At 58.2% G+C, this 14,363-nt stretch carries 15 protein-coding genes; 12 read left to right on the forward strand and 3 right to left on the reverse strand.

Annotation, left to right across the window (positions count from 1 at the left end; genetic code table 11):
• The first annotated feature begins 41 nt into the window (after window positions 1-41).
• Entirely contained in the window at window positions 42-1,766 is a 1,725-nt protein-coding gene (locus tag KSS96_RS04980) for an ABC transporter ATP-binding protein/permease (RefSeq protein ID WP_065877299.1), read from the forward strand.
• A 128-nt stretch (window positions 1,767-1,894) separates the two neighbouring features.
• Here the strand turns inward: KSS96_RS04980 and KSS96_RS04985 are convergent, their stop codons facing one another.
• Window positions 1,895-2,332 (reverse strand): Z-ring associated ZapG family protein, encoded by a 438-nt coding sequence (locus KSS96_RS04985; protein ID WP_003171734.1) that lies wholly within the window; start codon window positions 2,330-2,332, stop codon window positions 1,895-1,897.
• 146 nt (window positions 2,333-2,478) lie between these two features.
• On the opposite strand from KSS96_RS04985, the gene KSS96_RS04990 reads away from it, so the two are divergent.
• The 3 genes from KSS96_RS04990 to zapE all read left to right on the forward strand — a co-directional run bounded on the left by KSS96_RS04990 (window position 2,479) and on the right by zapE (window position 5,663).
• A complete protein-coding gene (locus KSS96_RS04990) occupies window positions 2,479-3,108 on the forward strand; it encodes an alpha/beta hydrolase (protein ID WP_116078465.1) in 630 nt (209 codons plus the stop codon).
• 25 nt (window positions 3,109-3,133) lie between these two features.
• Complete coding sequence (locus tag KSS96_RS04995) at window positions 3,134-4,489, forward strand: tryptophan--tRNA ligase (protein ID WP_017530122.1); 1,356 nt, start codon at window positions 3,134-3,136, stop codon at window positions 4,487-4,489.
• Window positions 4,490-4,568: 79 nt separating this feature from the next.
• Complete coding sequence (gene zapE / locus KSS96_RS05000; RefSeq protein WP_017530121.1) at window positions 4,569-5,663, forward strand: cell division protein ZapE; 1,095 nt, start codon at window positions 4,569-4,571, stop codon at window positions 5,661-5,663.
• Between the two features lie 135 nt (window positions 5,664-5,798).
• Here zapE and KSS96_RS05005 read toward each other — a convergent pair whose 3' ends face one another.
• Window positions 5,799-6,719: a GlxA family transcriptional regulator gene (locus KSS96_RS05005; protein WP_175404191.1), complete on the reverse strand. Its 921-nt coding sequence runs from the start codon at window positions 6,717-6,719 to the stop codon at window positions 5,799-5,801.
• A gap of 220 nt (window positions 6,720-6,939) precedes the next feature.
• Between KSS96_RS05005 and KSS96_RS05010 the strand changes: the two genes are divergently transcribed.
• Window positions 6,940-8,076: an acyl-CoA dehydrogenase family protein gene (locus tag KSS96_RS05010; RefSeq protein WP_065877298.1), complete on the forward strand. Its 1,137-nt coding sequence runs from the start codon at window positions 6,940-6,942 to the stop codon at window positions 8,074-8,076.
• Between the two features lie 108 nt (window positions 8,077-8,184).
• Here the strand turns inward: KSS96_RS05010 and KSS96_RS05015 are convergent, their stop codons facing one another.
• Entirely contained in the window at window positions 8,185-9,225 is a 1,041-nt protein-coding gene (locus KSS96_RS05015; protein WP_017530118.1) for an NADP(H)-dependent aldo-keto reductase, read from the reverse strand.
• 248 nt (window positions 9,226-9,473) lie between these two features.
• On the opposite strand from KSS96_RS05015, the gene rplM reads away from it, so the two are divergent.
• The 7 genes from rplM (at window position 9,474) to KSS96_RS05050 (ending at window position 14,363) form a co-directional block, all read left to right on the forward strand.
• On the forward strand, window positions 9,474-9,902 hold the full coding sequence (gene rplM, locus KSS96_RS05020) for a 50S ribosomal protein L13 (RefSeq protein WP_003171742.1): 429 nt from the start codon (window positions 9,474-9,476) through the stop codon (window positions 9,900-9,902).
• A gap of 14 nt (window positions 9,903-9,916) precedes the next feature.
• The gene (gene rpsI, locus KSS96_RS05025) at window positions 9,917-10,309 is read left to right on the forward strand and encodes a 30S ribosomal protein S9 (RefSeq protein ID WP_003216038.1); all 393 of its coding nucleotides are present in this window, start codon (window positions 9,917-9,919) and stop codon (window positions 10,307-10,309) included.
• 266 nt (window positions 10,310-10,575) lie between these two features.
• Window positions 10,576-11,169 (forward strand): ubiquinol-cytochrome c reductase iron-sulfur subunit, encoded by a 594-nt coding sequence (gene petA, locus KSS96_RS05030; protein ID WP_034095877.1) that lies wholly within the window; start codon window positions 10,576-10,578, stop codon window positions 11,167-11,169.
• The gene (locus tag KSS96_RS05035; RefSeq protein WP_003171746.1) at window positions 11,169-12,380 is read left to right on the forward strand and encodes a cytochrome b; all 1,212 of its coding nucleotides are present in this window, start codon (window positions 11,169-11,171) and stop codon (window positions 12,378-12,380) included. Before petA ends, KSS96_RS05035 begins: the two co-directional genes overlap by 1 nt.
• Window positions 12,380-13,162 carry a cytochrome c1 gene (locus KSS96_RS05040; protein ID WP_217855780.1) on the forward strand — a complete coding sequence of 261 codons (783 nt, stop codon included), beginning with the start codon at window positions 12,380-12,382 and terminating at the stop codon, window positions 13,160-13,162. Before KSS96_RS05035 ends, KSS96_RS05040 begins: the two co-directional genes overlap by 1 nt.
• 146 nt (window positions 13,163-13,308) lie before the next feature.
• A complete protein-coding gene (locus KSS96_RS05045) occupies window positions 13,309-13,926 on the forward strand; it encodes a glutathione S-transferase N-terminal domain-containing protein (protein WP_017530114.1) in 618 nt (205 codons plus the stop codon).
• 17 nt (window positions 13,927-13,943) lie between these two features.
• Complete coding sequence (locus KSS96_RS05050) at window positions 13,944-14,363, forward strand: ClpXP protease specificity-enhancing factor (RefSeq protein ID WP_065877296.1); 420 nt, start codon at window positions 13,944-13,946, stop codon at window positions 14,361-14,363.

The raw sequence follows: 14,363 nt of genomic DNA on the forward strand, positions 1-14,363 counted from the left end.
GGTTCAAACGCCTGTCACTTCTTTCCTACCGAGCCTGAACGATGAATCAGAACGCTGAGTACTCCGCGGTCAATGACGCAGTGCGTGGGCAATTCTTGCGCCGAACCTGGGCGATGATCACGCCTTACTGGCGCAGTGAAGAGAAGGGCAAGGCCTGGCTGCTGCTGGCCGTGGTGATTGGTTTGTCGCTGTTCAGCGTGGCCATTTCGGTGTGGCTCAACCATTGGTACAAGGACTTCTACAACGCCCTGGAGAAAAAGGACACCGCTGCGTTCTGGCAGCAGATCGTCTATTTCTGCGGTATCGCCACGGTGGCGATTCTGGGCGCGGTGTACCGCCTCTACCTGACCCAGATGCTGACTATTCGCTGGCGTGCGTGGCTTACCGACAAGCACTTTGCACGTTGGCTGGGCGACAAAAATTACTACCAGTTGGAGCAGGGCGGCTACACCGATAACCCGGACCAGCGGATCTCCGAAGACCTCAACAGCTTTACCTCCAACACCCTGAGCCTGGGCCTTGGGCTGTTGCGCAATGTCGTCAGCCTGGTGTCGTTTTCGGTGATTTTGTGGGGCGTGTCGGGCAGCATTGATGTGTTCGGCATCACCATTCCCGGCTATATGTTTTGGTGCGCGTTGCTCTACGCCGCTGTCGGCAGTTGGCTGACGCACCTGATCGGGCGTCGTTTGATCGGCTTGAGTAACCAGCAACAACGTTTCGAAGCGGACCTGCGTTTCTCCATGGTGCGGGTGCGGGAGAATGCCGAAAGCATCGCCCTGTACAACGGCGAGCCTAACGAGAAGCAGCGTCTGAGCGCGCGGTTCGGCAAGGTCTGGCATAACTATTGGGACATCATGAAAGTGTCCAAGCGTTTGACGTTTTTCACCGCCGGCTATGAGCAGATTGCAATCGTCTTTGCGTTTATCGTCGCGGCGCCGCGGTATTTCGCCGGCAAGATCGAGCTGGGCGAGTTGATGCAAATCAACTCCGCATTCGGCAACGTGCAGGGCAACTTCAGCTGGTTTATCAGCGCGTATTCCGACCTCGCCGGCTGGCGCGCGACCAGCGACCGTCTATTGAGCTTTCAGCAGGCCATGACTGAAAACGAGCAACGCCCGGCAGCCATCGATGTGAGCACGCAGGGTGAACGCCTGGTGGTGCAAGGCTTGGGCATGAACCTGGGCGATGGTCGCCACTTGCTGACCGACGCCAACATGATCGTTGAGCCGGGCCAGCGCGTCATGCTCAGCGGCCGTTCCGGCAGCGGCAAAAGTACCTTGTTGCGCGCGATGGGCCATCTGTGGCCGGCGGGTCACGGCAGCATTCGCCTGCCGGCCAAGCGTTACCTGTTCCTGCCGCAGAAGCCCTACCTGCCGATCGGCACACTGAAGGCCGTGTTGAGTTACCCACAGGAAGACAGCGTCTACTCGCCGGAACGTTATGCACAGGTCCTGCAAACGTGCCGCTTGGCGCACCTGGTCGTGCGCCTGGACGAAGCCAATCATTGGCAACGCATGCTCTCACCGGGCGAGCAACAACGCTTGGCATTCGCCCGCGCCTTGTTGTTCGCGCCGCAGTGGTTGTACATGGATGAAGCGACCTCTGCCATGGATGAAGAGGACGAGGCGACGCTGTATCAAGCGTTGATCGATGAATTGCCGGGGCTGAGCATCGTCAGTGTCGGACATCGCAGCAGCCTCAAGCGTTTCCATGAGCGGCATGTGCGGATCGAGGGTGGTTGGCTGCAGGAGCAACCCGTGGCCTAAGGTCTTACTCGGTCAGTGTGGGAGGGGGCACGCCCCTCCCACATTTGACCTCAGTGTTTTCGCGAGTCAGCGACAACAAAAAGCCCGGTTGATCTTCGATCAGCCGGGCTTTTTTTGCTTGAAGAAACTTACTTCTTCAAGCCGTAATGCTCATCCAGCATGCCTGGAGCGTTTGGCGTTTTGGGTGCGTAGTCCCGTGGTGGCTCCTGGTTTTCCCGAGGTGGGGTCAGGCGTTCCCGTGGGGTTTGCGGAGCATCGGAATGCAGCGCGGCCAGCAGGCGCTGACGGGTGATGTCGTCGAGGGCTAGGCGGTTTGCGCCATCGGCGAGGTGATCCTGTACTTCCTGGTAGCTCTGAGTGAGCTTCTTGACCAGGGTCGCGGTGCTATTGAAGTGGGTAACAACCTCGTTCTGATAACTGTCAAAACGTTCCTGAATGTCATCCAACTGACGCTGCGTGCGGTTAGGCGCGGCATTCGGCAGCAGGCGAGCAACCAGGAATCCAATGGCGACACCGGCAACCAGGGCAAGAGTCGGCAACAACCAAACTAAGAGCGAGTGTTCCACGAGTCCTTCCTCTATAAACGGCTTTGCTTTACGTTAACGGCTCAAACCTGCGCTGTATACCGCGATTAAGCTCGCAATGATGCCATGCACAGACTTTTAGCTAGACGAGTCGACCCCTTGAGAGGTCACGGAGTTCATCCTTGCTCATGCGTGAAACCCCCGTTTTGATCGATGGCCCGGTGGGCCAACTGGAAGCCTTGTACCTCGACCACCCCGAACCACGTGGCCTGGCGCTGGTCTGCCACCCTAACCCGGTGCAAGGCGGGACCATGCTCAATAAAGTTGTGTCGACCCTGCAACGCACGGCTCGCGATGCCGGTTTGATTACGTTACGTTTTAATTACCGTGGCGTCGGCGCCAGTGCCGGTACGCATGACATGAGCACCGGTGAAGTCGACGATGCCGAAGCGGCCGTCATCTGGCTGCGTGAAAAACACCCCGACCTGCCGATCACCTTGCTCGGGTTTTCCTTTGGTGGCTACGTGGCCGCCAGCCTCGGTGGCCGTCTGGAAGCCAAGGGCGAAAAACTCGCGCACCTGTTCATGGTCGCCGCCGCCGTGATGCGCCTGCGTGATACGGATGTACTGCCCCAAGGCTGCCCATTGACCCTGATCCAGCCCGAAACCGACGAAGTGGTCGACCCGCAACTCGTCTACGACTGGTCCGGCGCCTTGAAACGCCCCCATGAGCTGCTGAAAGTGGCAGAATGCGGGCACTTTTTTCATGGCAAGCTCACCGATCTGAAGGATCTGGTGCTGCCGCGCCTCTCGAATTGATAGCAGTCTGATAAGCGATAAACCCATGACGACGCGTACCCGTATCCTCACCGGCATCACCACCACCGGCACGCCGCACCTGGGCAACTACGCCGGCGCGATCCGCCCCGCGATTCTTGCCAGCCAGGACGCAAATGCCGATTCCTTCTACTTCCTGGCCGACTACCACGCCCTGATCAAATGCGATGACCCGCAGCGCATCCAGCGCTCGCGTATGGAAATCGCCGCGACCTGGCTGGCCGGTGGCCTGGATGTGAACCGGGTAACGTTCTATCGCCAGTCCGACATTCCGGAAATTCCCGAACTGACCTGGTTGCTGACCTGTGTGGCCGCCAAAGGCTTGCTCAACCGCGCGCACGCCTACAAGGCCTCGGTGGACAAGAACGTGGAAACCGGCGAAGACCCGGACGCGGGCATCACCATGGGGCTGTACAGCTACCCGGTGCTGATGGCGGCGGACATTCTGATGTTCAACGCGCACAAAGTGCCGGTCGGCCGCGACCAGATCCAGCACGTGGAAATGGCGCGCGACATCGGCCAGCGTTTCAACCACCTGTTCGGCAACGGCAAAGAATTCTTCACCATGCCTGAGGCGTTGATCGAAGAAAGCGTCGCCACTTTGCCGGGCCTGGATGGCCGCAAGATGTCCAAGAGCTACGACAACACCATCCCGTTGTTCACCAGCGCCAAGGACATGAAGGACGCCATCTCGCGGATCGTCACCGACTCGCGCGCCCCTGGCGAAGCCAAGGACCCGGATAACTCACACCTGTTCACCCTGTACCAGGCGTTTGCCAGCAAGGCCCAGGAAGAGGCGTTCCGCGCCGAACTCCTGCAAGGTCTGGGCTGGGGCGAGGCGAAGAACCGTCTGTTCCAACTGCTCGACGGCCAACTGGGCGAAGCTCGCGAGCGTTACCACCAGTTGATGTCGCGCCCATCGGACATGGAAGACCTCTTGCTGGTAGGCGCCAAAAAAGCCCGTGCCGTGGCGGCGCCGTTCCTGGCCGAGCTGCGTGAAGCGGTGGGCCTGCGTTCGTTCGTCAACCAGGCGGCAGCGCCGGTCGCCAGCAAAAAGAAAGCTGCGAAAGCGGCGCGCTTTGTGAGTTTTCGCGAAGACGACGGCAGCTTTCGCTTCCGCCTGTTGGCTGCCGATGGCGAGCAATTGCTGCTGTCACGCAATTTTGCCGACGGCAAAGCGGCGGGCGCGGTGACCAAGCAACTGCAAAGCGGCGACGCTTTGGATGTACGCCCCGAAGCTCTGAGTTTTAGCGTCTGGCTGGACGGCGCCGTGGTCGCCGACGGCGCCGAGTTCGCCGACGGTGCATCACGTGATGCCGGCATTGAGGCTTTGCGCACTGCGTTGACGCCACTCGAGGATTAACCCGACCAAGGGTTGATTGCCATTATCCGGGGCCGTCGTTACAGTGACGGCCCGTTTTTGTTGCCTTGCTAACGAAATTATGACGCCCCTAGAACGATATCAAGCTGATCTGAAACGCCCTGAGTTCTTCCATGACGCGGCCCAGGAAACGGCGGTGCGTCATTTGCAGCGCCTCTACGACGACCTGCTCGCGGCCTCGCAAAGCAAGCCAGGGATGCTCGGCAAGCTGTTTGGCAAGAAAGACCGCGCACCGGTCAAGGGCCTGTACTTCTGGGGCGGCGTGGGACGCGGCAAGACCTACCTGGTCGATACCTTCTTCGAAGCACTGCCGTTCAAGGAAAAGGTCCGCACTCACTTCCACCGCTTCATGAAGCGCGTGCATGAAGAGATGAAGACCCTGCCGGGCGAGAAAAACCCGCTGACTATCATCGCCAAGCGCTTCTCCGACGAGGCGCGGGTGATCTGCTTCGATGAGTTCTTTGTCTCTGACATCACCGACGCCATGATCCTCGGCACCCTGATGGAAGAGCTGTTCAAAAATGGCGTGACCCTGGTGGCCACCTCGAACATCGTGCCCGACGGCCTGTACAAGGATGGCCTGCAACGCGCGCGCTTCCTGCCGGCCATCGCGTTGATCAAGCAGCACACCGAGATCGTCAACGTCGACAGCGGCGTCGACTACCGCCTGCGTCACCTGGAGCAAGCGGAGCTGTTCCACTTCCCGCTGAACGAAGCGGCCCATGAAAGCTTGAAAAAAAGCTTCCGCGCGCTGACACCGGAATGCACCCAGGCGGTGGAAAACGACAAGTTGATGATCGAGAACCGCGAGATCATCGCCCTGCGTACCTGCGATGACGTGGCCTGGTTCGAATTCCGCCAACTGTGCGACGGCCCGCGTAGCCAGAACGACTACATCGAACTGGGCAAGATCTTCCATGCGGTGATCTTGAGTGGCGTGGAGCAGATGAGTGTCACTACTGACGATATCGCGCGGCGTTTTATCAACATGGTCGACGAATTCTACGACCGCAACGTCAAGCTGATCATCTCGGCGGAAGTTGAGCTTAAGGATCTGTACACCGGTGGCCGTTTGAACTTCGAGTTCCAGCGCACCCTGAGCCGCTTGCTGGAGATGCAGTCCCACGAGTTCCTGTCGCGCGGGCACAAGCCTTAAAAGCAACACAAATCAGAATGTGGGAGGGGGCTTGCTCCCGATAGCAGAATGTCAGTCACTGAAGATGTGGACTGACCCACCGCTATCGGGAGCAAGCCCCCTCCCACATTTTTTTACTGTGTTTGTTGGCTGGGGTTATGCCGCCTGCTGGAATTGCTGGCGATACTGGTTCGGCGACAATTCGGTGTGCTGCCTGAACAGCCGCGCAAAGAAACTCGCGTCGTCGTAACCCACCTCATAACTGATGGTCTTGATGCTCTTGCGGCTGCCCGAGAGCAGGCCTTTGGCCGTCTCGATTCGCAGGCGTTGCAGGTAGTGCAACGGCTTGTCGCCGGTGGCGGTCTGGAAGCGGCGCATGAAGTTGCGGATGCTCATGCCGTGTTCGCGGGCGACATCCTCGAAGCGGAATTTGTCGGCAAAGTGCTCTTCGAGCCAGTGCTGGATCTGCAGGATGATCACGTCCTGGTGAAGTTTCTGCCCGCCAAAACCGATACGCCCCGGCGCATAGCTGCGTTGCACTTCATACAGAATGTCGCGGGCCACGGCCTGGGCAATGTTGGCGCCGCAGAAGCGCTCGATCAGGTAAATATAGAGGTCGCACGCTGAGGTAGTGCCGCCGGCGCAATACAGGTTATCGGCGTCCGTGAGGTGCTTGTCCTGGTTGAGCTGGACCTTGGGAAAGCGTTCGCTGAAGGCATTGAAGAAGCGCCAATAGGTGGTCGCCTCCTTGCCATCGAGCAACCCGGCTTCGGCCAGCCAGAACACCCCGGTGGCTTCACCGCAGAGCACGGCGCCGCGCGCATGTTGTTCGCGCAACCATGGCAGCACTTGCGGGTAGCGCGTGCAGAGGGCATCGAAGTCATCCCAGAAGGCGGGCAGGACGATGATGTCCGCATCTTCCAGGCCGCCATCCACGGGCATGATCACATCACTGAAGCTGCACACCGATTGCCCGTCGGGGCTGACCAGGCGCGTTGCGAATGCTGGCGTCAGGCCCAGGCCTTGCTGTTTGCCATAGCGCAGGCTGGCGAGGTGGAAGAAATCCTTGGCTTGCATGAGGGTTGAAGCGAATACCCGATCAATGGCCAAAATGCTGACGCGCCGCAGGGGCGTGGAGATTTGGTTAGACATAATTTCATTTATTCTTATAGGGGAAAGTGGTCACCAGACGGCTGGATCGTCTTATTTTTTGTCGCATGTGTCCAGTGTCCCGTGAGCCTTTCGCGGCATAGGCTCTGTAAGCTGATCTTTGTCCGACAATCCATGCAGGTGACCCATGATTCCCAGAACTTTGTTCACTCCGGAACACGAGCTCTTCCGCGAAAGCGTGCGCACTTTCCTCGAAAAAGACGCTGCTCCTTTCCATGGGCAATGGGAAAAGCAGGGTTTCATCGACCGCGATCTGTGGCGCAAGGCGGGGGAGGCCGGAATGCTGTGTTCCCATCTGCCGGAGGAATACGGTGGCCTGGGGGCGGACTTTCTCTACAGTGCGGTGGTGATCGAGGAGATCAGCCGGCTGGGCCTGACCGGCATCGGTTTTTCCCTGCATTCGGATATCGTCGCGCCGTACATCCTGCATTACGGCAGTGAGGCGCTGAAACACAAATACCTACCCAAATTGATCGCCGGCGAAATGGTCACCGCTATCGCCATGACCGAGCCGGGGGCCGGCTCCGACCTGCAAGGGGTCAAGACCAGCGCCGTGTTGGAGGGCGATGAGTATGTAATCAACGGCTCCAAGACGTTCATTACCAACGGCTATCTTGCCGACCTTGTGATCGTGGTGGCCAAGACCGATCCCAAGGCGGGCGCCAAGGGCACCAGCCTGTTTCTGGTGGAGGCCGATACGCCGGGCTTCGCCAAGGGCAAGCGGCTGGAGAAGGTGGGCATGAAGGCTCAGGACACCTCGGAGCTGTTCTTCCAGGATGTGCGCGTGCCCAGGGAAAACCTGCTAGGCCAGGCCGGAATGGGCTTCGCGTATTTGATGCAGGAGTTGCCTCAAGAACGTTTGACGGTGGCGATCGGGGCCTTGTCATCCGCCGAGGCGGCGTTGCAATGGACCTTGGAATACACCCGCGAACGCAAGGCGTTCGGCAAGGCGATTGCCGATTTCCAGAACACACGCTTCAAGCTGGCCGAGATGGCCACCGAGATTCAAATCGGTCGTGTATTCGTCGACCAGTGCATGGCGTTGCACCTGGAAGGCAAGCTGGACGTGCCCACGGCGGCGATGGCCAAGTACTGGGCCACTGACCTGCAGTGCAAGGTGCTGGATGAATGCGTGCAGTTGCACGGTGGCTACGGCTTCATGTGGGAATACCCGATCGCGCGGGCGTGGGCGGATGCGCGGGTGCAGCGAATTTATGCGGGGACCAACGAGATCATGAAAGAGATTATTGCGCGGGCGCTTTGAGTAATCTGGTGTTTGTTTGGGCCTCATCGGGGCAAGCCCCTTCCACACTTGAATGTGTGAACCCAGTCAAATGTGGGGGCTTGCTCCCGATGGCGGCCTAAAGATCAATCACGGCGCGGGGTTTGGATGATCCTTCTGAATCGCCTCAATCCCTTCCAGTACCTCCTTGGACAGTTTCAACTCGGCACTGGCAATGTTGCTATCCAACTGTTCCAGTGATGTGGCGCCAATAATATTGCTGGTCACAAACGGCTGCTGCGTCACGAACGCCAACGCCATCTGCGCTGGGTCCAGGCCGTGCTCGCGCGCCAGGGCGACATAACGGCTGCACGCCGCTTCCGACTGCGGGTTGAAGTAGCGACTGAAGCGGCTGTATTCGGTCAGGCGCGCCTTCGCCGGGCGTGCGCCACCTTCGTACTTGCCGCTGAGCATGCCGAACGCCAGGGGCGAGTAGGCCAGCAGGCCGCATTGCTCGCGAATGGCGACTTCCGCCAGGCCCACTTCAAAGCTGCGGTTGAGCAGGTTGTAGGGGTTCTGGATCGACACCGCGCGCGGCCAGCCACGGGCTTCGGCCAGGGCCAGGAATTTCATGGTGCCCCACGGCGTTTCGTTGGACAGGCCGATGTGGCGGATCTTGCCGGCTTTTACCTGTTCATCCAGCGCTTCGAGGGTTTCTTCAAGCGGTGTGAGGTCGTCTTCGTCCTTGTGCTTGTAGCTCAACTGGCCGAAAAAGTTGGTGCTGCGCTCCGGCCAGTGCAACTGGTAGAGGTCGATCCAGTCGGTTTGCAGGCGCTTGAGGCTGGCGTCGAGGGCTTCGGTGATGTGCTTGCGGTTATGGCGCAGGTGGCCGTCGCGGATGTAGTCAATGGTGTTGCCGGGGCCGGCGATCTTGCTGGCAAGGATCCAGTCGTTGCGGTCGCCACGGCTTTTGAAGTAATTACCGATGTAGCGTTCGGTGGTGGCGTAGGTGTCTGCTTTGGGCGGCACCGGGTACATTTCCGCCGTGTCGAGGAAGTTGATTCCCGCGGACTTGGCCCGCTCGATCTGCGCGAAGGCCTCTGCCTCGCTGTTCTGCTCACCCCAGGTCATGGTGCCCAGGGCTATCGCGCTCACGTTCAGATCCGTACGGCCCAGCTGTCGATAATCCATCGGGTACTCCTTCAGGGAAAACAATCATAAAAGCAGGTTGAATTTTTTTTCGCAATCTGCATAATTGCCCACCTCTTTCTGCAGTGGAAGTGATGCGCCGTCTGCCGAAGAATCTTGCCGTTGAACGGACGCGCCGACCCGAGCCCCCGATAGCGTCTGTATCCGGCTGCCTTTGACTTGTCAAAGTACGCACTATTCAGTAAGATCCGCCGTCTAATTTACAGGGCGGCCCCTGAGGCTATTAAAGAATGACAACTTTTACTGCAAAACCGGAAACAGTTCAGCGCGACTGGTTTGTCGTCGACGCCGCTGGTCAGACCCTGGGTCGTCTGGCCACTGAAGTCGCCAGCCGTCTGCGTGGCAAGCACAAGCCTGAGTACACCCCTCACGTTGACACCGGTGACTACATCGTGATCATCAACGCTGAGCAGGTACGTGTTACCGGCAACAAAGCGCAAGACAAAATGTACTACCGTCACTCCGGTTTCCCAGGCGGTATCAAGTCTTCCAACTTTGAAGGCCTGATCTCCAAGAAGCCTGAAGCCCCGATCGAAATCGCGGTCAAAGGCATGCTGCCTAAGGGCCCACTGGGTCGCGATATGTTTCGCAAGCTGAAAGTCTATGCGGGCGCTGTACACCCTCATGCTGCTCAGCAGCCCCAAGAACTGAAGTTTTAACGGAATAGTTCATTATGTCGGCGACTCAAAATTACGGCACTGGCCGTCGCAAAACCGCAACCGCACGCGTTTTCCTGCGTCCGGGCACTGGTAACATCTCGATCAACAACCGCACTCTGGAAAATTTCTTCGGTCGCGAAACTGCCCGCATGGTAGTTCGTCAGCCGCTGGAACTGACCGAGACCGTTGAAAAGTTCGACATCTACGTCACCGTTATCGGTGGCGGTGTAAGTGGTCAAGCTGGCGCAATCCGCCACGGTATCACTCGCGCTCTGATGCAGTACGACGAAACCCTGCGTGGCGCTCTGCGCAAAGCTGGCTTCGTAACTCGCGATGCCCGTGAAGTTGAACGTAAGAAAGTCGGTCTGCGTAAAGCGCGTAAGCGTCCGCAGTACTCGAAGCGTTAATTCGCTTTACGTTCCACAAAAACGCCCAGCCTCCTTACGGAGCTGGGCGTTTTTTATTGCCTGCGATTTATACACATTTTTCACCGTGACAACTTGCCACATCCGTAGACCCCCTATACTACAAGGCCTGGAGGCTGAGCCCTGGGCAATTCCCTTGTCAGACGTGGGGCTTTTCATTACCATTCGGCAAAATTTTTATAAGTTCAGATTTAATACTTAGTAGACGCCTGATTTAACAGGCCAAAAAGCTGATGGGAGAGGACTGAATGAGCAATGACGGCGTGAATGCAGGCCGGCGTCGCTTCTTGGTAGCAGCCACATCCGTGGTGGGTGCTGCAGGAGCGGTGGGGGCTGCGGTCCCGTTCGTGGGGTCATGGTTTCCCAGTGCCAAGGCGAAAGCCGCAGGTGCACCGGTGAAGGTGAATGTCAGCAAGATCGAGCCAGGCCAGCAGATGATTGCTGAATGGCGCGGCCAGCCGGTGTTCATTGTTCGTCGTACCGAGGAAATCCTGGGAAATCTGAAAAAGATCGAAGGTCAGTTGTCCGACCCGAAATCCGAGAAATCCGACCAACCCGCCTACGCCAAAAACGAAGCACGTTCGATCAAGCCAGAGATTCTGTTGCTGGTCGGTCTGTGTACCCACTTGGGTTGCTCGCCTACCTTCCGCCCGGAAGTCGCTCCTGTCGATCTGGGCAAGGACTGGGTCGGTGGTTATTTCTGCCCATGCCACGGTTCCCACTACGACCTTGCCGGACGCGTCTACAAGTCCCAACCCGCGCCATTGAACCTGCCCGTGCCACCGCATACCTACGAAACTGACGACCTTATTGTCATTGGCCTCGATAAGGAGAACGCGTGATGAGCAAGTTCATGGATTGGGTCGATGCGCGCTTCCCCGCCACTAAAATGTGGGAAGACCATCTCAGCAAGTACTACGCCCCGAAGAACTTCAACTTCTTCTATTTCTTTGGCTCCCTGGCACTCCTGGTGCTGGTCAACCAGATCGTTACCGGCGTCTGGCTGACGATGAGCTACACCCCTTCGGCGGAAGAGGCGTTTGCCTCCGTCGAATACATCATGCGTGACGTCGAGTACGGCTCGATCCTGCGTCTGCTGCACTCCACCGGTGCGTCGGCGTTCTTCATCGTGGTCTATCTGCATATGTTCCGTGGCCTGCTCTACGGTTCGTATCAGAAGCCTCGTGAGTTGGTGTGGGTGTTCGGCATGCTGATCTACCTGGCGCTGATGGCCGAAGCCTTCATGGGTTACCTGCTGCCGTGGGGCCAGATGTCGTACTGGGGCGCGCAGGTGATCATCTCGCTGTTTGGCGCGATCCCTGTGATCGGCAATGACCTGACCCAGTGGATCCGCGGTGACTACCTGATCTCCGGTATCACCTTGAACCGCTTCTTCGCGTTGCATGTGGTAGCCCTGCCTATCGTGATTCTTGGCCTTGTGGTGTTGCATATCCTGGCGCTGCATGAGGTGGGCTCCAACAACCCGGACGGCGTGGACATCAAGAAGCACAAGGACGAGAACGGCATCCCGCTGGATGGCATTCCATTCCACCCTTACTACACCGTGAAAGACATCGTCGGCGTAGTGGTGTTCTTGTTTGTATTCTGCTCGATCGTGTTCTTTTTCCCGGAGATGGGCGGTTATTTCCTGGAGAAACCTAACTTCGAACAGGCCAACGCCTTCAAGACGCCTGAGCACATTGCCCCGGTCTGGTACTTCACGCCGTTCTACGCGATCTTGCGTGCGATCCCCGACAAGCTCATGGGCGTAATTGCCATGGGTGCGGCCATTGCCGTGCTGTTCGTACTGCCTTGGCTCGACCGAAGCCCGGTCAAGTCCATGCGCTACAAAGGCTGGCTAAGCAAGATCTGGCTGTGGGTGTTCTGCATTGCCTTCGTGATCCTGGGCGTATTGGGCGTACTGGCGCCAACGCCTGAGCGTACGTTGTTGTCGCAGGTCTGCACCTTCCTGTACTTCGCCTACTTCATTCTGATGCCGTTCTACACCCGGCTCGAGAAGACCAAACCGGTTCCGGAAAGGGTGACTGGCTGATGAAAAAATTATTCGTTGCATTGATGCTTGCGGCCTTGCCGCTACTGTCCTTCGCCGCCGAGCACGGTGGCCCGGAGCTGGAAAAAGTCGACATCGATGTGTCTGACAAGGCTGCCCTGCAAGACGGCGCGCGAACGTTCGCCAACTACTGCATGGGCTGCCACAGCGCCAAGTTCCAACGTTACGAGCGCGTCGCCGACGACCTGGGCATTCCCCACGAGTTGATGCTGGAGAAACTGGTGTTCACCGGCGCCAAGATTGGTGACCACATGAACATCGGTATGAAACCGGCAGACGCCAAGGCCTGGTTCGGGGCTGCACCGCCTGACTTGACCCTGGTAGCCCGCGTGCGCGGCACCGACTGGCTCTACGGCTACCTCAAGTCTTTCTACGAAGACCCGGCCCGCCCGTGGGGTGTGAACAACAAAGTGTTCCCGAACGTCGGCATGCCTAACGTTCTGGTCGGCTTGCAGGGTCGCCAAGTGGTAGGATGCAAGCAGGTTCAGGTCGTGGACAATGGCAAGAAGCAATATGATCCGTTGACCGGTACGCCTCTGACTCATGAAGCGTGCGATCAACTGACCATTGTGCCCAAGACCGGTACGCTGAACGAAGAGCAGTTTGACGAGAAGATCAAGAACCTCGTGACCTTCCTGGCCTACTCGGCCAACCCGGTCAAACTGCAGCACCAGCGCATTGGTACTTACGTCTTGCTGTACCTGGCTTTCTTCTTCGTATTCGCCTATCTGCTCAAACGCGAATACTGGAAAGATGTGCATTGATCCAACCGTAAGCAATTGCTGTTAATCTTGCGCGCCCAGCGGCATCCCTGACCCATAGTGACCTGGTTACCAGGTCCTACAGAGATGCTCTCTGGGCGCGCTCGTTTTTGAGCTTTCGATAATTTCAACAAGCGAGGAGGACCGCCATGGGCGTGACCAATCGGTTGGCCTGTTACTCCGACCCCGCCGACCACTATTCCCACCGAGTACGCATCGTGCTCGCAGAGAAGGGTGTCAGCGCCGAGATCATCAGTGTGGAAGCGGGTCGTCATCCGCCGAAGCTGATCGAAGTGAACCCTTACGGCAGCTTGCCCACCCTGGTCGATCGTGACCTGGCGTTGTGGGAGTCGACCGTGGTGATGGAATACCTGGATGAGCGTTACCCGCATCCGCCTTTGCTGCCGGTGTACCCGGTGGCGCGTGCCAACAGCCGTCTGCTGATCCATCGGATCCAGCGTGACTGGTGTGGGCTGGTGGATGTCATTCTGGATTCGCGCAGCAAAGAGGCGGCCCGTGTCGTGGCGCGCAAGGAATTGCGCGAGAGCCTGACCGGCGTTTCCCCGTTGTTCGCCGATAAGCCTTTTTTCCTCAGCGAGGAACAAAGCCTGGTGGATTGCTGCCTATTACCCATACTCTGGCGCTTGCCGATAATGGGTATTGAACTGCCGCGGCCGGCCAAACCGCTGCTTGATTACATGGAGCGCCAGTTTGCGCGTGAGGCTTTCCAGGCGAGTCTGTCTGGTGTCGAACGCGATATGCGCTAAGGCTTAAGGAACCGTTGATGAACTCCAGTCGACCTTACCTGGTCCGCGCGCTCTATGAGTGGATTGTGGACAACGATTGCACCCCGCACATGCTGGTCAATTCCGAATTTTCTGCGGTTCAGGTACCGCAGGGTTTTGCCAGTGACGGGCAGATTGTGCTGAACGTATCACCCAGTGCCGTGCGCCATTTGCATATGGACAATGAAGCCGTCAGCTTCGAAGGGCGTTTCGGCGGTGTGCCGCATACGCTGTTCGTGCCGATTGGTGCCATCCTCGGGATCTACGCCCGGGAAAATGGCCAAGGCATGGTGTTCGATCTGGAGTCGCCTTTTGAAGACGACGAAACGATCGACAGCGAAGACGGTGATGATCTGCCACCACCGGATACGGAGCCACCGCGCCCTAGCGGCCGGCCAAGTCTGAAAGTGGTGAAGTAA

Source organism: Pseudomonas asgharzadehiana (genome assembly GCF_019139815.1).
GTDB classification, from domain to species: domain Bacteria; phylum Pseudomonadota; class Gammaproteobacteria; order Pseudomonadales; family Pseudomonadaceae; genus Aquipseudomonas; species Aquipseudomonas asgharzadehiana.